Annotated in this window: 20 protein-coding genes and 1 tRNA gene; 10 read left to right on the plus strand and 11 right to left on the minus strand. The window is 68.8% G+C overall.

Going from position 1 to position 24120, the window contains the following annotated elements:
• Positions 1-53 precede the first annotated feature (53 nt).
• Genes ftsX through prfB form a run of 5 tightly spaced genes read right to left on the minus strand, consistent with a single transcriptional unit; the run spans position 54 to position 4284 of the window.
• Positions 54-959 (minus strand): permease-like cell division protein FtsX, encoded by a 906-nt coding sequence (gene ftsX, locus AC0LPE_RS16005; RefSeq protein WP_016693133.1) that lies wholly within the window; start codon positions 957-959, stop codon positions 54-56.
• Positions 960-1008: 49 nt separating this feature from the next.
• A complete protein-coding gene (gene ftsE, locus AC0LPE_RS16010; RefSeq protein ID WP_006550350.1) occupies positions 1009-1698 on the minus strand; it encodes a cell division ATP-binding protein FtsE in 690 nt (229 codons plus the stop codon).
• Between the two features lie 55 nt (positions 1699-1753).
• Positions 1754-2260, minus strand: coding sequence for an Rv3103c transmembrane domain-containing protein (locus AC0LPE_RS16015; RefSeq protein ID WP_490604817.1), 507 nt, complete (start codon positions 2258-2260; stop codon positions 1754-1756).
• Complete coding sequence (locus tag AC0LPE_RS16020) at positions 2257-3144, minus strand: mechanosensitive ion channel family protein (RefSeq protein WP_026061332.1); 888 nt, start codon at positions 3142-3144, stop codon at positions 2257-2259. The genes AC0LPE_RS16015 and AC0LPE_RS16020 overlap by 4 nt, the downstream gene beginning before the upstream one ends.
• Positions 3145-3165: 21 nt before the next feature.
• A complete protein-coding gene (prfB, locus tag AC0LPE_RS16025) occupies positions 3166-4284 on the minus strand; it encodes a peptide chain release factor 2 (RefSeq protein WP_016693130.1) in 1119 nt (372 codons plus the stop codon).
• A 145-nt stretch (positions 4285-4429) separates the two neighbouring features.
• Between prfB and hisN the strand changes: the two genes are divergently transcribed.
• The gene (gene hisN, locus AC0LPE_RS16030; RefSeq protein ID WP_490604818.1) at positions 4430-5215 is read left to right on the plus strand and encodes a histidinol-phosphatase; all 786 of its coding nucleotides are present in this window, start codon (positions 4430-4432) and stop codon (positions 5213-5215) included.
• A 43-nt stretch (positions 5216-5258) separates the two neighbouring features.
• Here the strand turns inward: hisN and AC0LPE_RS16035 are convergent, their stop codons facing one another.
• The gene (locus AC0LPE_RS16035) at positions 5259-6095 is read right to left on the minus strand and encodes a MerR family transcriptional regulator (protein WP_160877608.1); all 837 of its coding nucleotides are present in this window, start codon (positions 6093-6095) and stop codon (positions 5259-5261) included.
• A 122-nt stretch (positions 6096-6217) separates the two neighbouring features.
• Between AC0LPE_RS16035 and AC0LPE_RS16040 the strand changes: the two genes are divergently transcribed.
• The 3 genes from AC0LPE_RS16040 (at position 6218) to AC0LPE_RS16050 (ending at position 10767) form a co-directional block, all read left to right on the plus strand.
• Complete coding sequence (locus AC0LPE_RS16040) at positions 6218-7612, plus strand: acyl-CoA dehydrogenase family protein (RefSeq protein ID WP_490604819.1); 1395 nt, start codon at positions 6218-6220, stop codon at positions 7610-7612.
• Positions 7613-7640: 28 nt separating this feature from the next.
• Entirely contained in the window at positions 7641-8855 is a 1215-nt protein-coding gene (locus tag AC0LPE_RS16045) for an acyl-CoA dehydrogenase family protein (protein WP_490604820.1), read from the plus strand.
• Between the two features lie 208 nt (positions 8856-9063).
• Positions 9064-10767, plus strand: coding sequence for an acyl-CoA synthetase (locus tag AC0LPE_RS16050; protein ID WP_088899414.1), 1704 nt, complete (start codon positions 9064-9066; stop codon positions 10765-10767).
• Positions 10768-10815: 48 nt separating this feature from the next.
• Here the strand turns inward: AC0LPE_RS16050 and AC0LPE_RS16055 are convergent.
• Positions 10816-10892, minus strand: a tRNA-Met gene (locus AC0LPE_RS16055).
• A gap of 468 nt (positions 10893-11360) precedes the next feature.
• On the opposite strand from AC0LPE_RS16055, the gene AC0LPE_RS16060 reads away from it, so the two are divergent.
• Positions 11361-11885 (plus strand): transglycosylase family protein, encoded by a 525-nt coding sequence (locus AC0LPE_RS16060; RefSeq protein ID WP_006550275.1) that lies wholly within the window; start codon positions 11361-11363, stop codon positions 11883-11885.
• A gap of 95 nt (positions 11886-11980) precedes the next feature.
• Here AC0LPE_RS16060 and AC0LPE_RS16065 read toward each other — a convergent pair whose 3' ends face one another.
• Positions 11981-14998: a UPF0182 family protein gene (locus AC0LPE_RS16065; protein ID WP_490604821.1), complete on the minus strand. Its 3018-nt coding sequence runs from the start codon at positions 14996-14998 to the stop codon at positions 11981-11983.
• A 192-nt stretch (positions 14999-15190) separates the two neighbouring features.
• Here AC0LPE_RS16065 and AC0LPE_RS16070 point away from each other — a divergent pair, with 192 nt between their 5' ends.
• On the plus strand, positions 15191-15796 hold the full coding sequence (locus AC0LPE_RS16070) for a PPA1309 family protein (RefSeq protein WP_106199265.1): 606 nt from the start codon (positions 15191-15193) through the stop codon (positions 15794-15796).
• A 41-nt stretch (positions 15797-15837) separates the two neighbouring features.
• Here AC0LPE_RS16070 and AC0LPE_RS16075 read toward each other — a convergent pair whose 3' ends face one another.
• On the minus strand, positions 15838-16863 hold the full coding sequence (locus AC0LPE_RS16075) for a YlbL family protein (RefSeq protein WP_088899411.1): 1026 nt from the start codon (positions 16861-16863) through the stop codon (positions 15838-15840).
• A gap of 115 nt (positions 16864-16978) precedes the next feature.
• On the opposite strand from AC0LPE_RS16075, the gene AC0LPE_RS16080 reads away from it, so the two are divergent.
• The 3 genes from AC0LPE_RS16080 (at position 16979) to AC0LPE_RS16090 (ending at position 20724) form a co-directional block, all read left to right on the plus strand.
• Positions 16979-18424 (plus strand): zinc-dependent metalloprotease, encoded by a 1446-nt coding sequence (locus AC0LPE_RS16080; protein WP_160874223.1) that lies wholly within the window; start codon positions 16979-16981, stop codon positions 18422-18424.
• Between the two features lie 84 nt (positions 18425-18508).
• Positions 18509-19402, plus strand: coding sequence for a hypothetical protein (locus tag AC0LPE_RS16085; RefSeq protein ID WP_160874225.1), 894 nt, complete (start codon positions 18509-18511; stop codon positions 19400-19402).
• Complete coding sequence (locus AC0LPE_RS16090) at positions 19399-20724, plus strand: ABC1 kinase family protein (RefSeq protein ID WP_088899421.1); 1326 nt, start codon at positions 19399-19401, stop codon at positions 20722-20724. Before AC0LPE_RS16085 ends, AC0LPE_RS16090 begins: the two co-directional genes overlap by 4 nt.
• 19 nt (positions 20725-20743) lie before the next feature.
• Here AC0LPE_RS16090 and AC0LPE_RS16095 read toward each other — a convergent pair whose 3' ends face one another.
• A complete protein-coding gene (locus AC0LPE_RS16095; RefSeq protein WP_051033099.1) occupies positions 20744-21070 on the minus strand; it encodes a WhiB family transcriptional regulator in 327 nt (108 codons plus the stop codon).
• Between the two features lie 509 nt (positions 21071-21579).
• On the opposite strand from AC0LPE_RS16095, the gene AC0LPE_RS16100 reads away from it, so the two are divergent.
• Positions 21580-21939, plus strand: a complete 360-nt coding sequence (locus AC0LPE_RS16100; RefSeq protein ID WP_016693349.1) for a VOC family protein — start codon at positions 21580-21582, stop codon at positions 21937-21939.
• Positions 21940-21956: 17 nt separating this feature from the next.
• On the opposite strand, the gene AC0LPE_RS16105 is transcribed toward AC0LPE_RS16100, so the two are convergent.
• Positions 21957-24101, minus strand: a complete 2145-nt coding sequence (locus tag AC0LPE_RS16105; protein WP_026061387.1) for an ATP-dependent DNA helicase UvrD2 — start codon at positions 24099-24101, stop codon at positions 21957-21959.
• Between the last annotated feature and the right edge of the window lie 19 nt (positions 24102-24120).

A 24120-nucleotide genomic window follows, 5' to 3' on the forward strand; every position in this document is an offset into this window, starting at 1 on the left:
TCCACGATCGATCGAACAGAACACCGTCCAGCATAGGAACCTCGCACAACACCTTATTCACGCACGTACAGACGCAAGGTCACATACGAGGTGAGAGCGGCCATTCCCACACCCACGAGCACCAGGAACGGCGAGACCAGAAGGATGTCGCTGTCGGTGATGCGGGCGACGATGTTCGCGTCGTAGACCTCGGTGAGCATGTCGTCGACGAACATGCTCTTGGCGACGAACAGACCACCGATGGCGAGCGCGGCACCCACGATCGCGGCGATCACCGCTTCGAGGAGGAAGGGCAGCTGCGTGTACCAGCGGGTCGCGCCGACCAGCCGCATGATGCCGACCTCGGTGCGGCGGGTGAAGGCGGCGATCTGCACCATGTTGGCGATCAGGAGCACGGCCGCGATCGCCTGGATCGTGGCGATGGCGAACGCGCCGTTGCGGATACCGCCGAGCACACCGAACAGGCGCTCGACGAGATCCTGCTGGTTGAGCACGCTGTCGACGCCGGGTCTGGTGCCGAAGTCGTCCTGGATCGCCGCGAAGCGATCCGGATCGGACATCTTGATCTTGAAGGAGGCCGGGAAGCTGTCGGCGCTCACGAGTTCGGCGAGTTCGGGCTGATCGGCGAAGACGCGGTCGGTGGCGTCGGCGACGGCGTCGTCGCGGCTCAGGTACTGGACCGACACCACGTCGTCGGTGCCCTCGAGGTCGCTGCGCAGGGCGGAGCAGAGGTCCTGCTCGCACTCCGGATCGAGCGAGGAGATGTCCTCGGTCAGGAACACCTGCACCTCGACGCGGTCGAGGAAGATCCGTTCCGTCTTGCCCGCCATCTGGACCACGAGCAGACCCGCACCGAACAGCGCGAGGGAGATCGCCGTGGTGAGGATCATCGCGATGGTCATGGTGAGGTTGCGGCGCAGGCCGGTGGTGACCTCGCTGAACAGGAAGCTGGCACGCATCGGGTGGGAATCCTTCGGTTGCCTGGTGGGGATGCTCGGGTGACGGGATCTACCGGCCGACGCCGTAGACGCCGCGTGCCTCGTCGCGCACGACGCGTCCGAGATCGAGTTCGACGACCCGCCGCCGCATCGAGTCGACGATGTGGTGGTCGTGGGTCGCCATGAGCACCGTCGTGCCCGTGCGGTTGATGCGTTCGAGCAGCAGCATGATGTCCTGGCTGGTCTCGGGGTCGAGGTTGCCGGTCGGTTCGTCGGCCATCAGCACGAGCGGCCGGTTGACGAACGCGCGCGCGATCGCGACGCGCTGCTGTTCGCCGCCGGACAGTTCGGCGGGCAGCCGGTCGGCCTTGCCGGACAGTCCCACCAGGTCGAGCACCTCCGGCACCGTCCGTTCGATCACCCCGCGCGGCTTGCCGATCACCTCGAGAGCGAACGAGATGTTCTCGGCGACGGTCTTGCGCTGGAGCAACCGGAAGTCCTGGAAGACGCACCCGAGATTCTGGCGCAGCTTCGGCACACGACGCGCCGGCAGTCGGTTGACATGGAAATCCGCCACATGGATGTCGCCGGTGGTGGGCTTCTCCTCGCGCAGGAGCAACCGGAGGAAGGTCGACTTCCCCGATCCGGAGGGACCGATGAGAAAGACGAACTCGCCCTTCTCGACGTGCACCGAGACCCCTTCGAGTGCGGGGCGCGTGGACGTCTTGTAGGACTTGGACACATTCTCCAGCCGGATCACGTGGACATGCTAACCGTTACCGGACGGTGACCTACGGCACCGGCTCGTCGGCGCTCTACGACGGCGGGGCGTCGGTGTCCTCGGTGACCGTCGGATTCTGCTGGTCGTTCAACCCGGGGGTCCGCGGCAGATCGAACGGGAACTGCCTGTTCGTCGTGGTGGGAATCTCCGTGGTCGGCACGTCCTGCTGCGGCACGACCCCCTGTTCCGAACCCGGGCCGTCGGTCGCCGTCGTGGGCGGGTAGAGCGACGAGGTCGTCGGCGGATAGGGCGTGTCGGTGGTCTCCGGCACGTACTCCTCCTGCGGGGCCGTGGTCGCCGGCGGCACGTACGGCACGTACGGGGTCTCGGAGATGAGCACGGCGGTCGACGGTGCCTCGGGGGTGTCCTCGGGCTGGTTGAGGAACAGGTAGGTCACCCACAGCGCGAGCCACAGGGTGCACAACGCGAAGGTCGTGGTCCTGATCCGTCCACCCAGCAGGTGCGACGGGATGCGCCTGCGGTGCGTCTCCTCCGGCTCGGTGGCCGCGCCTCCACCCGACGTCCCTCCACCCGGTGTCACTGTGCCTCCACTCGATCGACCACGCTGGCGGTGTCGAGCTGGGGCGTGACGGTGATGCCCTGTTCACGCAGCGCTCGCGCGATCCGCGCACGCAGCAGACGGCCCACCTGGAACTGCTTGCCGGGCAGCGTGCGCGCGACCATGCGGACGCTGAGCTGATCCACCTCGAGGCTCTCGACACCCATCACGCTCGGCTCGTCGAGCAGCAGCTCCCGCAGGCGGGGTTCCTTGTATGCGGCGACACCCAGTTCGCGCAGGATCTCGGTGACGTCGGCGATGTCGGCGCTCACCGGGATCGGCACGTCCACCACGGCGCGCGCCCAGTCCTTCGACAGATTGACGGCCTTGTTGATCTGCCCGTTGGGGACGGTGATGACCTCACCTGCCGTGCTGCGAACCCGGGTGACGCGCAATGTGACGTCCTCGACGGTGCCGATCGCGTCCTCGGACGCACCGGTCACGGAGATCTGCACGGTGTCGCCGAAGCCGTACTGCCGTTCGGTGATGATGAAGAACCCCGCGAGGATGTCCTGCACGATGCGCTGGGCACCGAAGCCGAGTGCCGCGCCGAGCACGGTCGCCGGCGCAACCAGGCTGCCGATGGGCAGCTGGAGATAGTCGAACACCTTCAGGGTCGCGACGATGTACACGAACGAGATGGCCATCCACGTGACCACCTGGGCGACCGAGTGGCGATGCTTCGTCGCCTCGGACCGCACGAGGTCGTCGGACTGGGTGTAGCGATCGTCGATGCGCCGCGTGATGCGGCTGCCGAGCCAGGAGACGAACCGGGCGATGAGAACCGCGCCCAGGATCGTGAGCGCGATCAGCAGCCCGCTCGTCGACAACCAGTCGAGCAGTCTAGCTCCGGGAAGAAACGGCACAGGCCCCTCTCCTGTTTCCGATCACGACTTCTGCTCTTCCCGCATACGCCAGCGGATGCCCGATTCGAGGAATCCGTCGATGTCGCCGTCGAGCACCGCCGAGGGGTTGTTGACCTCGTACTCGGTGCGAAGGTCCTTGACCATCTGGTAGGGGTGCAGCACGTACGAGCGCATCTGGTTGCCCCACGAGCTGCCGCCGTCGCCCTTGAGCGCATCCATCTCGGCGCGCTCCTCCTGGCGCTTGCGCTCGAGGAGCTTGGCCTGCAGGACGCGCATGGCCGCGACCTTGTTCTGCAGCTGCGACTTCTCGTTCTGACAGGTGACGACGATGCCGGTCGGGATGTGCGTCAGACGCACGGCGGAGTCGGTGGTGTTGACCGACTGGCCACCCGGGCCGGACGAACGGTAGACGTCGACGCGGACGTCGTTCTCGTCGACATCGATGTGGTCGGTGGTCTCGACGACGGGCAGCACCTCGACCTCGGCGAAGGAGGTCTGGCGGCGGCCCTGGTTGTCGAAGGGGCTGATGCGGACGAGCCGGTGCGTGCCCATCTCGACCGACAGGGTGCCGTAGGTGTAGGGCGCCTTGACCGCGAAGGTGGCGGACTTGATGCCGGCCTCTTCTGCGTAGGAGGTGTCGTAGACCTCGACGCCGTAGCCGTGCTTGTCGGCCCAGCGGATGTACATGCGCATGAGCATCTCGGCCCAGTCGGCGGCGTCGACGCCACCGGCACCCGCGCGGATGTTGACGAGTGCGTCGCGCTGGTCGTACTCGCCGGACAGCAGCGTGCGTACCTCCATCGCCTCGATGTCGGCGCGCAGGCTCTCGCGTTCGGCATCGGCGTCGGCCATGGCGGCGGTGCGGGCCTCACCCTCCTCGCCCTCGGCGAGTTCGTACAGAACCGGCAGATCCTCGAGTCGCTGACGCAGACCCTCGACCCGGCGCAGCTCACCCTGTGCGTGCGACAGCTCGCTGGTGACCTTCTGGGCGTGCTCCTGGTCGTTCCACAGCTCGGGATCGGCGGCCTGGTGCTCGAGTTCGTCGATGCGCCGTCGCAGCTCCTCGACGTCGAGGACCGACTCCACGGTGCGGAGGGTTGTGTCGAGCTCGGTCAGGGCTGCGGAAACATCGGGATGCACGATTCAACAGGTTACCGGAGCGACGAACCGGCCCGCCGTGGGCGGCGATCGACACGTGCAGGGCCCGAGCCGGGTCGAGCATCGCCGACCCCGGAGTGGACGGCAAGCTGCTCGGCCCGGAACGACGGCGGCTAGCGTTTCCGTCATGACCACCGACTACACCGCCGACCTGGACCTCGCCCGCCGACTCGCCGACGCATCCGACTCCATCACCCGCGACCGTTTCGGTGCGCTGGACCTGAAGGTGGACGACAAGCCGGACCTGAGCCCGGTCTCCGATGCCGACCTCACCGTCGAGCGCACCATCCGCGAGACGCTCGGCGAGCAGCGACCGGACGACGCGGTGCTCGGCGAGGAGTTCGGTGGCGACGCGGTCTTCCGCGGACGGCAGTGGGTCGTCGATCCGATCGACGGCACGAAGAACTTCGTGCGCGGTGTGCCGGTCTGGGCGAGCCTCATCTCGCTCCTCGAGGACGGTGTGCCCGTCGTCGGCGTGGTCAGCGCCCCGGCACTGAACCGTCGGTGGTGGGCGGCTGCGGGCGGCGGCGCCTGGGTGTCGCACGACGGCGCCGAGCCCCGACGCATCTCGGTGTCGCAGGTGACCGATCTCGCATCGGCGTCGCTGAGCTTCTCGAGCCTGAGCGGCTGGCACGAGCGCGGCATCCGTGATCGTTTCGTCGCCCTGACCGACGACGTGTGGCGGGTGCGCGCCTACGGCGACTTCTTCTCCTACTGCCTGCTCGCCGAGGGCACCCTCGAGATCGCGCTCGAACCCGAGGTCTCACTGTGGGATCTGGCCGCCCTCGACGTATTGGTGCGCGAGGCCGGTGGACGGTTCACGAACCTCGAGGGCGCGGACGGCCCGCACGGCGGCAGCGCGGTCGCGACCAACGGCACGCTGCACGACGAGGTGCTCGGCCGGCTGAAGTGAGAGGCCGGCCCCACGCGCCGCGCGCCGCGTGGGGCCGGGTCCGTCAGCGGACCGGGAGGTACACCGCGGTCTCGAGGTCGGCTTCGCTCGTGACGCTCGGGTCGTTCGTATAGACGTTGAAGTGGTGGGTGGCCACGTCGTCGTCGACCCGGGCCGCGGACAGGCCGTGTTCGGCGAGGAATTCGGCGATCGCCTCGTGGGCCCGCGGGATCGATTCGGCGTACGGCCCGGTCACGGTGGCGACGACGGCCCGGCGTGCGGGGAACTCGTGAACCGTCAGCGGTTCGCGGGCCGTGGTTCCCGGCGCCACCGGCAGGAACACCGATTCGTCGACGTCCGACTCGCGGAACTCGCCGTCGTGTTCGATGCATCCGCCGGGTCCGGTCGGGACGATGCCCTGCTTCTGCAGGGCGGGCATGAAGCGTTGCCACAGTTCACCTTCGGCCGAGTAGTCGGCGACGGTGCCGCGGAGGCAGACGTAGGTCTCCTGCGGAATCTCGGTCAGTTCGATTCGGGTCATGATCGTGTCCTCCGGTATCTCGTCGAGCATGCGGTCCAGGGCTCTCAGTCGCATGCGGCCGAGTTCGAGCTCCTCCTCCAGCACGCGGCGCTGCAGTCGCAGGGCCTGCGTGTAGGCGGGAGTTCCGGCCGTCGCCAGTAGCGCCCCGATGGCGGACACGCCGAAGCCGACGTCGCGCAGGCGCCGGATGCGCGCGGCATCGGCGGTCTGCTCGGGGAGGTATCGGCGGTAACCGCTGACCTCGTCGACCACGGCGGGGATCAGCACTCCGTGCGAGTCGTAGTGCCGCAGCATCCGCACGCTGATCCGGGTCAGGGACGAGAACTCTCCGATGGACATCAACCTGGTGGTGTCGGTCATGGCGCCGAGCCTGCGACCTCACACGGTGTGAGGGTCAACCCGCGGAACTTACCGCGCAGTAGACACCGACCTTACTCAGAAGTAAGATCGGAGCCGTCCGCTGCCGCATCGAGAGACTTCTGGTGATCATGAGCAAGCAAGACAGCGTGGCCCGCCACACGCCTCGCGACACGTCCGCCGTCGGCCTCAATCCGATCAAACGCGACGCCATGGGCGCTGCCATGCGCGTGCTCACCCGGATCACGGGCTCCGAACTGGCCGACCGGTACAAGATCCGCGAGACGATCGACCGGATCACGTACCAGTCCACGAAGACGGGCTTCAAGACCCTGGGTGCCGCCACGCGCACCTTCAAGAAGATGTCGGGCGGCGCGAGCGGCCCGCAGCGTCTCGCCACCGCGAAGAACGCCGACTTCTTCGATCTCACCCCCACCGACGATCAGCAGATGATCACGGAGACGGTGCGCGAGTTCGCCGCCGAGATCCTGCGGCCCGCCGCGCACGACGCCGACGAGGCCGCCGCGGCCCCGGCCGACCTGCTCGCGCGCGCAGCCGAACTCGGCATCACCATGGTCAACGTGCCCGAGGCGTTCGACGGCGCCGCCGACGAGCGCGGCGTGGTCACCAACGTGCTGGTCGCCGAGGCCCTCGCGCACGGCGACATGGGCCTGGCCCTGCCGATCCTCGCACCGAGCGGTGTGGCCGTGGCGCTGACGCAGTGGGGCACCGAGGACCAGCAGAAGACCTACCTGCCGGCCTTCGCCGGCGACGACGTCCCCCAGGCGTCCGTCGTCATCGCCGAGCCGCGCGCCCTGTTCGATCCCTTCGCGCTGCAGACCAAGGCGGTCCGCTCCCCCAGCGGCTACCGGCTCAACGGCGTGAAGTCGTTCGTCCCGGCCGCGGGCAGCGCCGAACTGTTCGTCGTGGCAGCCGAACTCGACGGCAAGCCGTCCCTCTTCCTCGTCGAGGCGAAGAGCAAGGGCGTCGTCATCGAGGCCGATCCGGGCATGGGCCTGCGCGCCGCCGGGCTGGGCCGCCTCCTGTTCGAGGACGTCGCGGTGCCGGAATCGGCACGTCTCGGCGACGACGACGCCGACATCCGCGCCGAGCAGTACGCCGATGCCGTGCGCCTGTCCCGCCTGGGCTGGGCCGCTCTGGCGATGGGCACCGGTCAGGCCGTGCTCGACTACGTGGTCCCCTACGTCAACGAGCGCGAGGCGTTCGGCGAGCCCATCAGCCACCGGCAGGCGGTGGCATTCATGGTGGCCGACATCAAGATCGAGCTCGACGGTCTGCGCCTGGTCACCCTGCGCGGTGCGTCGCGGGCCGAGCAGGGCCTGTCGTTCGCTCGTGAGGCGGCCCTGGCCCGCAAGCTCGCCACCGACAAGGGCATGCAGTTCGGCCTCGACGGCGTCCAGCTGCTCGGCGGCCACGGCTACACCAAGGAACACCCCGTCGAACGTTGGTACCGCGACCTGCGAGCAATCGGAGTCGCCGAGGGCGTCGTCCTCGTCTGATCGGCCCGACCCGAACAAGGAACCTGTGATGATCAATCTCGAACTTCCCCGGAAGCTCAAGGCTTCCGCGAACCAGGCCCATCAGGTCGCCGCGCAGATCTTCCGGCCGATCTCCCGCAAGTACGACCTCGCCGAGCACGAGTACCCCGTCGAACTCGACACGATGGCCGCGATGGTCGAGGGACTCAACGACTCCGGTCAGGGCGCGGCGGGCGCCACGCTCGGCCGCGACAGCAAGGCCAAGCAGGACGGTGCCGCCGGAAATGCCAACGGCGGCAACATGGCCGGCCTCCTCAATGTCATCGAGACGTGCTGGGGCGACGTCGGCCTGACCCTGTCGATCCCCTACCAGGGCCTCGGCAACTCCGCGATCGCTGCGGTGGCCACCGACGAGCAGCTCGAACGTTTCGGCAAGGTGTGGGCCTCGATGGCGATCACCGAGCCCGGTTTCGGGTCCGACTCGGCGGCCGTGACGACCACGGCCGTGCTCGACGGCGACGAGTGGGTCCTCAACGGCGAGAAGATCTTCGTCACCGCCGGTGAGCGTTCCACGCACATCGTCGTGTGGGCGTCCGTCGACAGATCGAAGGGCCGCGCCGCGATCAAGTCGTTCGTCGTGCCGCGCGAGGCTCCCGGACTCTCGGTCGCGCGTCTCGAGAAGAAGCTCGGCATCAAGGCGTCCGACACCGCCGTGCTCGTGCTCGACAACTGCCGCATCCCGAAGGACAACATCCTCGGTTCCCCGGAGGTGAACACCGAGAAGGGGTTCGCCGGGGTCATGCAGACCTTCGACAACACGCGTCCGATCGTGGCCGGCATGGCCGTGGGTCTCGGTCGCGCGGTGCTCGAGGAACTGCGCACGATCCTGAAGGAGGCGGGCGTCGAGGTCTCCTACGACATCCCCGCGAACAACCAGCACGCCGCGGCCGCCGAGTTCCTGGCGCTCGAGGCCGACTGGGAGGCCGCCTACCTGCTCGCGCTGCGCGCGACGTGGATGGCCGACAACAAGAAGCCCAACTCCCTCGAGGCGTCGGTGTCCAAGGCGAAGGCCGGCCGTACCGGCACCGCGGTCTCGCTCAAGGCCGTCGAACTCGCCGGCACCTACGGGTACTCGCAGCGGCCGCTGATCGAGAAGTGGGCACGTGATTCCAAGATCCTCGACATCTTCGAGGGCACCCAGCAGATCCAGCAGCTCATCGTCGCTCGACGAGTGCTCGGAAAGTCGTCCTCCGAACTGAAATAACGTCCGGGGCATGGGGTCCGTTCGCGGGTCCCGGCGGGATGGGACCAGGGGCCGGCGACGGTACCGGGCGTTTCGGAGGATCCATCGGGGGATGAGCCCTCGCCGCAGGTGCGGCGAGGGCTCTACCCGTTCGAGGACATTTGCCTGGAATGTGAGCTACGTCACGGCTACTGTGTGTCCTGACACCGACACACAGCCAGGGGGACGGATGCTCGGTCAGGACATTCTCGGCAGGATCACGGGCGGGCGGATCACGCTCGACGACACGATCGGCCAGGTCAAGGACACCGTCGGATCACTCGCGGTACTCCATCGCGCAGGTCTGCTGCACTTCCCACGCGTGGACCACAGCATCGGGACGATCATGGCGGCCAACAAGTACGGCCCCTTCGCCGGTGCCGTGCACGCACAGGCCGAACGCGGTCTGGACGCCGTCGCACTGATCGACGAGGCCGGCGACGTCACCTACAAGGAACTCGAGGCCCGCTCCAACGCCCTCGTACGTGCGTGGCAGCGCGCCGGGGTCGAACCGGGATCGGTCATGGGCATCATGGCCCGCAACCACCGCGGTCTCGTGCTGACGATGCTCGCCACCGCCAAGCTCGGCGTGCGGCTCGTGATGATGAACACCGGCTTCGCCCCACGGCAACTCGTCGACGTCGCCGCGCGCGAACAGGTCTCGACGTTCGTCTTCGACAGCGAGTTCGCCGAGGTCGCCGCCGCGCTCCCGGACGACGTGCGCCGGTACGTCTCCTGGGTGGACGACGAGGTCCCCGGCATCCCGACGCTGGAGCAGTCGATCGAAGGGCTGGACGGCTCGTCCCTGCCCGCCCCGGACGTCTTCGGTGGATTCGTATTGCTCACCAGCGGCACCACCGGCACCCCGAAGGGCGCGCCGCGCGGCCGCACGTCGCCGTTCGCGTCGGCCCAGTTCCTCGACCGGGTTCCGCTGCGTCCCGGACAGACGATGCTCATGGCCGCCCCCGCCTTCCACGGCACCGGCGTCTCGCAGTTCGCGCTCGCCCTCGCGCTCGGTCAGACCGTGGTGATGATGCGGCGCTTCTCCCCCGTCGACACCCTGGGTCTCGTCGAGCAGCACGGGGCGAACGTGCTGGTCGTGGTCCCGACCATGCTGCAGCGGATCCTCGACCTCGGACCGGAGAAGATCGCCGAGTACGACACCTCGAGCCTGAGGATCGTCTTCTCCGCGGGTTCGTCGCTCTCGCCCGACGTGTGCCGCCGGACGACGGAGGCCTTCGGGCACGTGCTGTACAACCTGTACGGATCCACCGAATGCGCCGTCGCGACGGTCGCGACCCCCGACGACATCCGGCAGGCCCCCGGCACGGCCGGTCGCCCTCCGGTGACCTGCCGGGTGGTGCTGTTCGACGACGACGGCAAGCGCATCACCGAACCGCACGTCTCCGGCCGCATCTTCGTCTCGAGCGGTCTGTCCTTCGCCGGCTACACCGACGGTCGCGACAAGGAACGCATCGACGGACTGCTGTCGATCGGCGACATCGGGCACTGGGACGAGAACGGCCTGCTCTTCGTCGACGGCCGCGACGACGACATGATCGTCTCCGGCGGCGAGAACGTCTATCCGCTCGAGGTCGAGAACCTGCTCGCCGAACGGGAGGACGTGCTCGACGCCGCCGTGGTCGGTGTCGCCGATTCGCAGTTCGGGCAGCGGCTGCGGGCCTTCGTGGTCCCCTCCCCCGATTCCTCCCGCGACGCCGAGGACATCAAGGCGTTCGTGAAGGCGAATCTCGCCCGGTACAAGGTCCCGCGCGAGGTGGTCTTCCTCGACGAGCTGCCACGCAATGCCACCGGGAAGCTGCTGCGCCGGGTGCTGGAGGAGATGGATGTGCCCGAGGATCCCGAGAAGGGGTACACCGCGGCCCGGGGCTGACCCTCGAACGAACGAAGGCCGGTCGTCCGAGACGACCGGCCTTCGTGGTGGTAGCGGGGACAGGATTTGAACCTGCGACCTCTGGGTTATGAGCCCAGCGAGCTACCGAGCTGCTCCACCCCGCGTTGCATGAACGAACCTACACGAGCGCGGAAACGGAATGCAAATCGCCTCGTCGGACGCGGATGCGCCTCGACGACAACCGGAATCGCGCCTTCCCGCAGGTGGTCCGGTTCACATTTCCACCATGACTATCACCACATAACGGAGGTGTAACGATCTTGCATCGACCCCCGTTATCACCTTCCTGAACTGGGGAAACCCGACGCCGTCATCCCATCAGATGGACAGGCTCCCCTCTCGGCGCGGGGATGACGGGCCGCGACCCGCTTTGTACTGTCGGTCCCGGCTCGAAACAGCCGAGCCACCACCGGCCCGTCGCCGCCAGTCTGCCCCGCGGGATCCGGTGCCTACGAAGACCCGAGGGGCAGGGACGCGACCGACACGGTCCCCGATCCGGACGGAGACATTCTCCGTCGGCCGAGATCGACGAGGGCCGTCGCGCTCCGCGAGCGCGGGAAGGACTCCACAGCATGACCAACTTCAGCACGCGTGCATTCCGCACTGCCGTCGTCACCGGTGCACTCGCCGCGGTTCCGTTCGCGCTCGCCACCGGCACCGCGTCCGCCGCCCAGCACAACTGGGACGGCGTCGCCCAGTGCGAGAGCGGTGGCAACTGGGCCATCAACACCGGCAACGGCTACTACGGTGGCCTGCAGTTCTCGCAGAGCACCTGGGAGGCCAACGGCGGCAGCGGTCGCGCAGACCAGGCCTCGAAGGCGGAGCAGATCCGCGTCGCCGAGAACGTCCTGCAGACGCAGGGCCCCGGTGCGTGGCCCGTCTGCGGTCAGTACCTGACCACCGAATCCGCGCCGGCTCCCGCCGCGCCCGAGGCTCCCGCGCCGGCTCCCGAGGCTCCGGCACCCGCGGCTCCGGCCGCCCCCGAGCTGCCGGCCGAGGTCACCCAGGCCGTCGACACCGCCAACCAGCTCGCCCAGCAGTACGGCTTCGGCGCCGAGTTCGCGCAGATCGTCGACATCACGCTGGCCGGTCGCTGACGCAGACCGCCTCCAAGAACACGACGAAGGCCCGCGGTTCGCACCGCGGGCCTTCGTCGTGTCCGTTTCCGTTACCGGATCAGCCGCCGGTGGACTCAGCCGCCAGTGGATTCGTAGGCGTCGACGGCCTGCTGCACCCGCCGCAGCGCCCGACCGTAGGCTTCGAAATCGCCGCTGGTCTGCGCGTTGGCCAGCTCCGCAAGTGCCGAATCGAGCTCCGCGACCGCGGCATCGCGATTCGCGGGAGCGGTCGGCGCCGGCGAGGCGGGCTGCTGTTGCTGCTGATCGGAAGGCTGGTTCTGCTCCTCCGTGCCCTCGCCGATCGCCTCACCGCGGGTCTCGTCCTCGACCTCGGCGGTGGGCAGCGCCTCGCCACCGGGAGCGGTGGCCGCGTCGCCGACACCGGGACCGAAGACCTGGTCGAGCGCACCGGCGAGAGTGGGCGCGTAACCGATCCGGACACCACCGCTGGCACCCGGCTCCCGGTAGCTGACGAGCACGCGCGACAGCTGCGGGAAGGTCGACGTGCTGCCCGCCGTCGCATTGCGCTCGGTGTACATCGGCTGGACGTACAGGATGCCGCCGTCCGCGATGGGCAGGGTGAGCAGGTTGCCGTACTGGATCCGGTTGGACCGTTCGAGCAGGGTCCGCTCCGAAGCCACTCGGGTGTCGGAGATCATCGCGTTCTGCGTCTGCTCCGGACCGAAGGTCTGTGTGTCCGTCGGTAGCTGCAGGATCGTGAACTTGCCGTAGTTCTCCGGATCGGATTCGACCGAGATGTACGCCGACAGGAACTGCCGGTTGTAACCCACCATCGCCGAGGTCAGGCGGAACCGCGGATCCGCCGTCTCACGATCGCCCATCAGCAGGTAGTAGGGCGGCTGGTTCGCGCTGGTGTCGACCGTCGGATCGGCCGGCACCGACCAGAACGCGTTGTTGGTGAAGAACTCGCGTGGATCGTCGACGTGGTACTTGGCGAGCATCTCGCGCTGCACCTTGAACAGGTCCTCCGGGTAGCGGAAGTGCGCCCGCAGTTCGTCGGAGATCTGGTCCTGCGGGGTCACCGCCTCGGGGAAGACACCCATCCACGCCTTCAGGACCGGATCCTGATCGTCGACCTGGTAGAGCGTGACGGTGCCGTCGTAGGCGTCGACCGTCGCCTTGACCGAGTTGCGGATGTACGAGACCTCCTTGCGGGGCAGCAACCGGCCGGTGTTCTGGTCGATGCTGTCCTCGACGAGGCCCTCGAGCGACGCGCGCTGCGCATACGGGTAGTAGTCGAGTGTGGTGTACGCGTCGACGACCCACTTGATGCGGCCGTCGATCGCCGCCGGGTAGGCGTCGCCGTCGGCCGTCAGCCACGGCGCGACCTTCGTCACGCGCTCACGCGGGTCGCGGTTGAACAGGATCTTCGAGTCGCTGCCGATGGCGCTCGAGAACAGGATGTTGCGTTCGCCGTACTTCGCGGCGAAGGCGAGCCGGTTGAACCAGTTGCCGATGTCGACGCCGCCCGTACCGGTGTAGGTGTACTTCTCGGTGTCGGTGTCGTACTCGCGCGGACCGGACGAGTCGGCGCTGTTGCCGACGATCGCGTAGTCCGGATCGGCCTCGGCGATGACCTCGCCGTAGTAGATGCGGGGCTGCTCGACGGGGATGACCTGGTTCTCCGCGGCGAGCGACGCCAGGTCGCTGACGAAGTAGACCGGGTAGCCGCTGTTGCTGTTGGCGGCCTCCTCCGCCGAGGCACTCGCGGCGGCGTTCACACGGTTGGCGGGCGCCGCGACGAGACCGTTGCCGTGCGTGTACACGGTGTGGCGGTTGATCCAGTCGGTCTGGTTGCCGGTCAGGCTCGTGGGCGAGAGCTCACGCGCCGCGACGATGTAGTCCTCCATACGACCGTCGAGCTCGTACCGGTCGATGTCGAGCGACTCGGGGTAGCCGTAGAAGTTCTTCAGCTGCGTCTGCTGCGTGAAGGTGCGGGGAAGCACGTTCGGGTCGAGCAGGCGGGCGTTCGCGATCGTGGTGATGTCGGCCGGGATGTTCTCGGGCGAGGTGGTGCCCACACCCGGGTAGTCCTCGTACGCCACCTTGTCGTCGGTGATGCCGTACGCCTCACGGGTCGCGGCGATGTTGCGCTCGATGTACTCGCTCTCCTTGTCGGCAGCGTTCGGGCGCACCGAGAACTGCTCGACCATGAGCGGGTACACCGCGCCGACGAGGATCGACGAGAGCACGAGCAGCGCCGTCGCGAGCGCGGGGATCCGCAGGTCGCGCAGGAAGATCGCGGCGAAGAACGCGATCGCGCAGATGACGGCGATCGCGAGCAGGATGAGCTTGGCCGGCAGCACCGCGTTGATGTCGGTGAAGCCACCACCGGTGAAGGTGGGTTCCTTGCGGCTGCTCCACAGCAGTTCGTACCGGTCGAGCCAGTAGGCGACCGCCTTGAACGCGACGAACAGTCCGGCGAGGACGGCGAGCTGAACACGCGAGGCCGTCGACATGCTTCCACCCCGACCGGCGAGGCGGATGCCGCCGAAGATGTAGTGCGTGACGAGGTTCGCGATGAACCCGAGCACGATCGCGACGAAGAACCAGTTGAGCAGGAATCGGTAGAACGGCAGGTCGAAGGCGTAGAAGCCGACGTCGAGACCGAACTGCGGATCGGTGGTGCCGAAGTCACCGCCGTTGAAGAACATCTGCACGGTGACCCAGCCGGCCTGGGCGACCAGACCGGAGAGCACACCGAGCACGACCGGGATACCGATCCCGAAGGCGCGCATGCGCGTCATCACGGTGGTGCGGTAGCGCGCCACCGGATCGTTGGGTCCGGTGGTCGGTACGAAGACCGGGCGCGACCGGTAGGCGAGCAGCATCGCCAGCCAGACGACACCGCCGATGAACAACCCGACCACCAGGAACAGTGCGATCCGGGTCAGGAGAACCTTGACGTATACGTCCCGGAAGTCGACCTCGCCGAACCAGAGCCAGTTGGTGTAGGTGTCCACCAACCGCGGTCCGAGCAGGAGCAGCACTGCGGCCACCACTGCCAGGATCAGCAGAACTCTGCTCCGCTTCGACAATGTAGGTACTCCGGTCGGGGGCCTCATGCCCACGTGCCACGCTCCCAACTCGTCCGGCGGCGCGATCGCACCGCATCTGTACATCTCGCGCTCGACGAACGCGTACGAACGCGCCTCGTTCTCACGGAGTGACCGTTTCGCCCCACTCTACGGAATCCTCCTACCGGGGGTCGTACGACGCAGGTCCGGCAGCGCCCACCCGCGTACGGGTGCCAGGATAGGCCGGTGAACCAACGTCTTCCCGTACCTTCCGAACAAGCACTCGCGCGCGCCGTCCACGAGATCATCGATTTCGCGGATGCGGAGGGTTGGGACCGCCCTCCCGTGATGTTCGCGCTCGTCCCGACCGTGCTTCTCGCAGCCGCCGAACCCACCCTCGCCGACCAGCTCGACGAGGGGCACGAGTACACGCCGATCGCGCAGGAGGACTTCCCCGACGACGTCGAGGGCGGCAGTCCCGCACTCGAGGAGTTCCTCGCCACGACCACCTGGCCCGGCTCGGTCGCCGGGTGCGCCCTCGTGCAGGAGGTGGTCGTGTTGCCGCCGAGCGCCGAGAACGAACTCGACGACGCCTTCGCGCCGCTGCTCGCCGATGCCCACGCGGCGGACGAGGCGGCACGACTCGCAGCGCACAGTCACCCGGAGCGGCGCGCCGCCCGTCTCATCTCCGCCGTGCTGCGCGACGGGCCGTCGCTCTCGCTCCTGCAGTTGCGTCCGCTCGACGACGACGATCCGTTCGCGGGCGCCGAGCTGCGGACCTACGACAACCTCGCCCCGCATGTCGTGGCGGCGTTGTACGCGACCCTCGAGGCGAGCGACGACGACTACTGAGCTGCCGGATCACCGAGCTGTCGGTGCTGCGGCGGGTGTGATCAGCTGCAGGCCGGCGCGTCGCTTCCGTCCGCGATCGCGGCCAGCGCGTCGATCGCGCCCTCGAGCGTCTCGACCTTCACGAGTTGCACGCCCTCGGGGGCGCCGCTCTGCGCCTCCGCGCAGTTCTCGGCGGGCACCAGGAAGACCGTCGCGCCGTCCTCCGACGCCGCGGTGAGCTTGTGGGTGATCCCGCCGATCGGCCCGACCATCCCGTCCGAGTCGATCGTGCCGGTACCGGCGACGTCCAGGCCACCGTTGAGCAGGCCCGGGCTGAGCTTGTCCACCACGGCCAGGCTGAACATCAGGCCGGCGGACGGGCCACCGATGTCGGCCAGGTTGAAGGTGACCTCGAAGGGCACCTCGGGGACCTCCTCGGTGGCGATGCCCAGGAAGCCCTTGTCCGGGTCGCCGGGCCGGGGACCGACCGGAACATCGAACGACTCCTCGGCATCGCCGCGCAGGACGGTGATGCCCACCGACTCACCGGGCGGCACGTCGCCGACCGCGCGCTGCACCTGGCCGGCCGTGCGCATCTCCTCGCCGCCGACGGCGACGATCCGGTCGCCCGCCTCGAGCAACCCGGAAGCGGGAGCCTCCTGACCCACCTCCGCGATCCGCAGGGTCACCGGCAGGTCGAGATAGTGCAGGGCGGCCAGTTCGGCGGAGCGCTCCGACTGGGCGAACTGCGCCTGGTCGACGGCCTGCACCTCGTCCTTGCTGCGGTCGGGCGGATAGACCTGTTCGCGCGGCGCGACGCCGTAGCGACCGCTGATCCAGGCGGTGAAGGTCTGCGCGAGGGTGAGATTGTCGGTGACCCCGACGGTCGTCATGAACAGACTGCCCTCGGTCTCGTCCGCCTCGATCCCCTCGAGCGCGACGACCGGGGTGCCCTCGATCTCGCCGAGCGTGTCGAAGACGGGGCCCGGACCGAGCGCCACGTACGGCGCCCGGACGTTGAACGCCACGACCACGATGACGAGGATCGGGAGCACGAGCGCGAGCGGCAGGACGTAGCGACGATTCACCCGGCCAGGGTAACGGTCGCCCGACCGCCCCCTTCACACCACGACCGTGTCGTGTTCGCCATGAGCGTGACCACGATGCCGGTCCCCGCCCCGGCCGCCTTGTACCGTTGGATACATGAGCGACACGCCCTTCGGATTCTCGAATCCCGACGACGACCCCGACCGCAGGAAGGACGAGGGTTCCGGTAGCGGCGGCTCCGGTGGCGGCATCCCGTTCGGATTCGGACTCCCCGGCAGCGGCGGGGGCGACAACCCGTTCGGCGGTCAGGGCTTCGATCCCGCGCAGTTCGGTCAGATGCTCAGCCAGTTCGGTCAGATGCTCGCCGGCATGGGCAGCGCCATGGGTTCCGGCGGCGGCTCGGGCCCGGTCAACTACGACATCGCGACGAAGCTCGCACGCCAGCAGATCGGGTCCGTCGACCCGGTCCCGCCCCGCACCACCGACGCCGTGGCCGACGCCGCGCGCCTCGCGGAACTGTGGCTCGACGCGGCCACCACGCTGCCCGCGGGTGCGTCGAAGGTCGTGGCGTGGACGCCCGTCGACTGGCTCGACAACACCCTCGAGACGTGGAAGCGCCTGTGCGATCCGATCGCCGAGCAGGTCAACGGCATGATGCTGAACGGCCTGCCCGAGGAGGCCCGCGCGATGGCCGGGCCCATGCTCGGCATGTTCTCGCAGATGGGCGGGGTCGCCTTCGGCTCCCAGCTCGGCCAGGCCCTCGGCCAGCTGTCGAAGGAAGTGCTCACCTCCACCGACATCGGTCTTCCGCTCGGCCCGGAGGGCACCGCCGCCCTGCTGCCGGCCGCGGTCGAGAGCTTCGGTGAAGGACTCGAACAGCCCGCCCAGGAGGTGCTCGTCTTCCTCGCCGCACGCGAGGCCGCCCACCAGCGCCTCTACAGCCACGTGCCGTGGCTGCGTCAGCGGATGCTGGCGACCGTCGAGGAATACGCACGCGGCATCCGCATGGACATGTCGTCGATCGAGGATCTCGCGCAGGGACTCGACCCGTCGGCTCTCACCGACCCGTCCAAGCTCGAGGAGATCCTCAAGCAGGGTGCGTTCGAACCCCAGACCACCCCGGAGCAGAAGGCCGCCCTCGAACGGCTCGAGACGATGCTCGCGCTCGTCGAGGGCTGGGTCGAGACGGTCGTCGCCGACGCCCTCGGCGAGCGGCTCCCGGGCGCCTCGGCCCTGACCGAGACCCTGCGCCGTCGCCGCGCCACGGGCGGACCGGCGGAGCAGACCTTCGCCACGCTCGTCGGCCTCGAACTCCGGCCCCGGAAGGTGCGCGAGGCCGCCGCGCTGTGGCGACGCCTCACCACCGATGCCGGCACCGAGGCCCGCGACCACGTGTGGGCGCACCCCGACCTGCTGCCGGACTCGTCGGATCTCGACAACCCGGCAGCCTTCGTCGACCGTGTGATCGGCGGCGGCACCGGAGCCTTCGACGATCCGATCGCCCAGTTGCAGGCGACCATGGAACGCGAGCAGGCCGAACGCGATCGCGCCGCCGAGGAGGGATCCGACGAGGATCGTCCCGGGGACGACAGCACCTCCTAGAACGACCCGACAGAGGCACCCGCGCCTGTGGACAACTGCTCCTCGTGAGCCGTCCACGGGCGCGGGTGCTGTCAGTCTGTCTCCATGATCACCGCATCGCGCGAGACGACCACGAATCCTGCGCCGCCCGAGGCGGCGGTTCTCCGGGTCGATCCCGAACTGGCCGTGCTCGAACGGTCCGACGGCTCGATCCAGCTCGGTTGGGGTCCCGGCACCGCGACCGTCGTCCTGCCACCCGAAGGCATGGACAGCTTCGACCTCGGCGTTCTCGTCCGGCTGCTCGACGGCCGGCTCACCCTCGACGAGGTGCTCGACGCCGCGGCCGAGCGTGGGCTTCCGTCGGGACGGGTGCGCCAGGTGCTCGACGAGCTCACCGCCACGGGCGCGGTCCGGCAGGTCCCCTCGTCGCCGGTCGGTCCGGCGCGACCGCGGCGGGTGCGGGTCCACGGCTCGGGTCCGCTCGCCTCGGCGATCGTCGACGATCTCCCGGTGTGGGACGTGCGGTGGGTGCGCTCGTCGTCCGGTGACGAACCGCAGGGTCCGGCCGACTGCGTCGTCCTTGCCGACGGCCAGGTGCCCGACCCCCATCTCGTGAGCATGCTCGTACGGGCCGGGATCCCTCATCTCGCGGTGCGGATCAGGGACGGACGCGGCATCGTCGGGCCGTTCGTACTCCCCGGCCGGAGCAGTTGCCTGCGCTGCGCCGATCTCGTGCGGACCGATCTCGATCCGTCCTGGCCACGGCTGGCGAGTCAGCTGTACGGGCGGCAGGGCCACGCCGGCCGGGCGGTGACGTCGGCGACCGCGGCGATGGCCGTCGGCCAGATCGAGGCGTTCCTCTCCGCCGATCCGTCGGTGACTCCGGCGGTCGATCGCACGCTCGAACTGGACCTACGATCCCACCGCATCGTCACGCGTCGGTGGTTCCGTCATCCCCGGTGCGACTGCTCGGCCGTCGCTCGGGTCGGTCAGGCATGATGGGGGGCGTGCCAGACATCCCTCGCAGAAGCTCGTCCCGCACTGCCAAGCTCGCGAGCATTCCTCTGGGAATCGCCGGGCGCGCTGCCGTGGGTTTCGGTCGTCGGCTCGCCGGTGGAGATCGGGAGGAGATCGACGCCGAGATGACGGCGAAGGCCGCCGAACAGTTGTTCAGCGTGCTGGGCGAACTCAAGGGCGGCGCCATGAAGTTCGGCCAGGCCCTGAGCGTGATGGAAGCCGCCGTCCCGGAGGAGTTCGCCGAGCCGTATCGGGAGGCGCTCACCAAACTGCAGGCCGAGGCCCCTCCCCTGCCCGCCCGGGCCGTGCACCGCGTGCTCGACCAGCAACTCGGCACGAAGTGGCGCGAGCGCTTCGAGTCGTTCGACGACGTGCCCGTCGCGTCGGCCAGTATCGGCCAGGTGCATCGGGCCGTGTGGTCGGACGGACGCGAGGTCGCGGTGAAGGTCCAGTACCCGGGCGCCGACGAGGCACTGCGCGCCGACATGCGCACGCTGTCCCGGTTCGCCGGATTGTTCGCCACGATGATGCCGGGCGCCGATGTGCGTGCGCTGCTCGACGAGTTGTCCGCACGCACCGAGGAAGAACTCGACTACCGGATCGAGGCCGACAACCAGCGGGCCTTCGCCAAGGCCTTCGCCGGCGACGAGAAGTTCCTGATCCCGCGTGTCGTCGCGAGTGCACCGAAGGTCGTCGTGACCGAATGGCTTTCGGCCACTCCGCTGTCGGCGATCATCAGCGGTGGTACGCGGGAGCAGCGCAACCGGGCCGGTGCGCTGCTCGCGGAGTTCCACTTCTGCTCGCCCGCACGGGCCGGTCTGCTCCACAGCGACCCGCATCCGGGCAACTTCATGCTGCTCGACGACGGCCGTCTCGGGGTCATCGACTTCGGGGCCACGGCAGCGATGCCCGACGGCTTCCCGCCGGTGCTCGGACGGATGGTCCGGCTCGCCCTCGACGAGCGTTTCGACGAACTCACCCGGCTGCTCTACGACAACAAGTTCGTGCTGCCCGGCCGCACGGTCACCGACGAGGAGATCGCCGACTACCTCCGGCCGTTCACCGATCCGATCCACACCGAGTCGTTCCACTTCACCCGCGCATGGCTGCAGCGGGTGGCGGGCACGGCCACGGACTTCTCGAGTTCCACCTTCAAGACGGCCCGGACGCTGAACCTTCCGCCCGAGTACGTGAGTGTGTTCCGGGTACTGCTCGGTTCGGTCGGCATCTGCGCTCAGCTCGACGCCGAGGCACCGTACATGCGCATCCTCAGCGAATGGCTACCCGGCTTCGTCGAGGAGTGACGAAGCCGGGCAACCGTATTCACGCACAGACCAGTTCCTTGCGGGGTTCGGGCAGCGGATTCTTCCGAGGCCGGCCCCGCGGCCGCTTGCGGGCCACGACGACACCACGGTCGATGATCTCCCCGCCCCACACGCCCCAGGGTTCCTCCCGCTCGAGAGCGGCGTCGAGACACCGGGCACGCACCGGGCAGCCCGCGCACAGCGTCTTGGCATACTCGAGATCGGCCGGGGTCTCGGCGAACCACAGGTCGGGGTCGTTGTCGTGGCACGGCAGGGTGTCGCGGTCGCGGTCGTCGCGTGACACCGCGAAAGTGTCGCTGCGCGACAGGATGTCGGTACGACGCATCTCGTCTCCTTCCGTTCGGTTCGACAGGCTCGACGGGTATTCGCTCGGCACGTGAGCTCCTTCGTTGGTTCGGTGGAATGCGATGCGAACCCGGCCGGAGAACGAGAAAGGCCACGGTCCGCTGGGCGGGGTCCGTGGCCTGGAGGAGACGAAGGTCTACCGGGAGATACTTCCCGATCGACTTCCGACCACGGACGAGACGGCGGCGGCGTACACACGTCGGCGTGCACGCGGCGCGGCTACCACTTCGGCAGCCACAGGGGTGGCGGCGATACGAGCCACAGGTGTGGCGATGTGAGTGGTAGCGGCGGCCACAGCGACACGAGGGGCCGCTGTCGCTGCAAGAGCATCGAAGCCGAGCATCGGGGCCACCTCACTTTCTCGTCGCGCACGGGCCGTCTCCCGTGACATCGTCATCCAGCCTAGATTCGTGGACACGATCGGCACAAGTTATTTTCTACCTGCGGTTTCGTGCCGCGTTCTTCGTCCCGGCACTACAGTCGGAGGGCATGTCCCTCGCGACCACGAGATTCCTGCCCGTCCTCGACTGCCCGGATCCGCGCGCGCTCGCCGACTTCTACCGCCGGTTGCTCGGATGGACGATCACCAACGAGCGGGAGGACTGGGTCGAACTCGCCCGTGACGACTCGACGGCCATCGCGTTCCAGCGCGATCCCGACTTCACGCCGCGGCACTGGCCCGCCGACGGTGTGCACGCCCATCTCGACTTCCACGTACCCGACCTCGACGAGGCCGAACGTCTCGTCCTCGGGCTCGACGCGCTGCGCGCCGACGACGGCTCGAACAAGACCACCTTCCGGGTGTTCCGCGATCCGGCCGGGCACTACTTCTGCCTGTGCGCCGAGTGATCCCCGCCGGGTAGTCCTCAGAGGTCGAGAGTGTCGACGGCGCGCTCCCCTCGCACGAGGGCGAGCACGTCGGCGCCGTACTGCTCGAGCTTCTTCGCTCCGATCCCCGGGATGGCAACCAACGCACGATCGTCGCGCGGCTGCTGTTCGGCGATCGCGACGAGGGTGTTGTCGCTGAAGACGACGTAGGCCGGAACCTTCATCTCCTTCGAGCGTTCCCGGCGCCATTCCTTGAGCGCGACGAGCAGGTTCTCGTCGAGATCGGACGGGCAGCCCTCGCAGCGGCCGAGCATGGTCGAGGTGGTGCCCATGAGCGGCTTGCCGCAGACACGGCACTGCGGGCGCTTCTTCCGCGGGGAGGCCGGTTCGGCGATCTTCGACGCGGGTGAACTGTCGGGGATGAGCCCGTGCAGGAAGCGGGAGCGTCGCCGCGACCGGCGACCGCCCGCCGTGCGGGACAACGCCCACGACAGTTGCAGGTGCACGCGGGCACGGGTAACGCCGACGTAGAGCAGCCGCCGTTCCTCCTCGATGCCGGCCTCGTCGGGTGGGGTGTCCTTGTCGCCGGTGACGTGGGTGATCGGCAGGGTGCCGTCGGTGAGTCCGACGAGGAAGACGGCGTCCCATTCGAGGCCCTTCGCCGCGTGCAGCGACGCGAGCGTGACGCCCTGGACGGTCGGTGGCTGGCGCGCTTCGGCACGGGCCGCGAGATCGCGCAGCAGACCCTGCAGATCGAGGTCGGGTTCGTGCTCGAGCAGTTCCTCGGTGAGCTGCACGAGCGCGACGAGCGACGCCCAGCGCTCGCGTGCCTGCGCGCCCACCGGTTCGGTGTCGGTCAGGCCGAGCGGCACCAGGGTGGCCCGGACGAGGCTGAGCAGCCCGGCACCGCGACCGGCGTCCTCCGGCAGGTCGTCACGCGTACCCACCTGGCGCAGCGCGTTGACCGCCTGCCGGACCTCCGCGCGGTTGAAGAAGCCTTCGCCGCCGCGCACCTGGTACGGGATTCCTGCCTGCGTGAACGCCTGCTCGTAGGCCTCGGACTGGGCGTTGATGCGGTAGAGCACCGCGATCTCGGCCGCCGGGACCCCCTTGCCCATCAGCTTCGCGACGGCCTTGGCAACCGCCTGGGCTTCGGCGGGTTCGTCGTCGAACTCGGCGAAGGTGGGCTCCGGCCCGGACGGACGCTGACCGACGAGCTTGAGCCGGGTGCCGGCGATGCGGCCCCGCGCCGCACCGATCACGCGGTTGGCGAGGTCGACCACCTCCGGGGTGGAGCGGTAGTCGCGTTCGAGGCGCACGACCGTGGCGTCGGGGAACCGGCGCGAGAAGTCGAGCAGGTGCTTCGGGGTGGCGCCGGTGAACGAATAGATGGTCTGGTTGGCGTCGCCGACCACCGTGAGATCGTCGCGCTCGCCGAGCCATGCGTCGAGCACGCGCTGCTGCAGCGGCGTGACGTCCTGGTACTCGTCGACGACGAAGCAGCGGTAGCGGTCGCGGAACTCCTCGGCCACCGCGAGGTTGTCCTCGAGGGCCGCCGCGGTGTGCAGCAGCAGGTCGTCGAAGTCGAGATACATCCCGTCGCCCGACCGGGTCTTGAGCTGCTCGTACGTCTCGTAGACACGCGCGACCCGCTCGGGGTCGGCCGGTGGGGTGCGGTGGGCGCGGGCGGCCGCGGCGGGATAGTCCTCGGGTGCGACGAGCGTGCCCTTGGACCATTCGATCTCCGACAGCAGGTCGCGCACGGTGTCGGTGTCGGTCGGGAAGCCGCACCGGTGCGCCGCCTGCGAGACGGCCGCGAACTTGCGGTCGAGCAGTTGCCACGGCGTGTCGCCGACGACCTGCGGCCAGAAGTACCGCAGCTGCCGCAGCGCCGCGGCGTGGAAGGTGCGGGCCTGCACCTGCGTGCCGTCGCCGCCGATACCCAGGGCGCGCAGGCGTGAGCGCATCTCCCCTGCCGCGCGGGCGGTGAAGGTGACGGCGAGGACCTGACTCGCGGAGACGTGACCGGCGGAGACGAGGTGGGCGATGCGGCGCGTGATGGTGCGGGTCTTGCCGGTGCCGGCACCGGCGAGCACGCAGACCGGCCCGCGTGGGGCGAGTACCGCTGCTGCCTGCTCGGGGTCGAGACCGTCCACCACATCCGCACACATGGCCTCCATCATGACAGCGACCGCCGACAGC

Source organism: Rhodococcus sp. S3, from assembly GCF_058211795.1.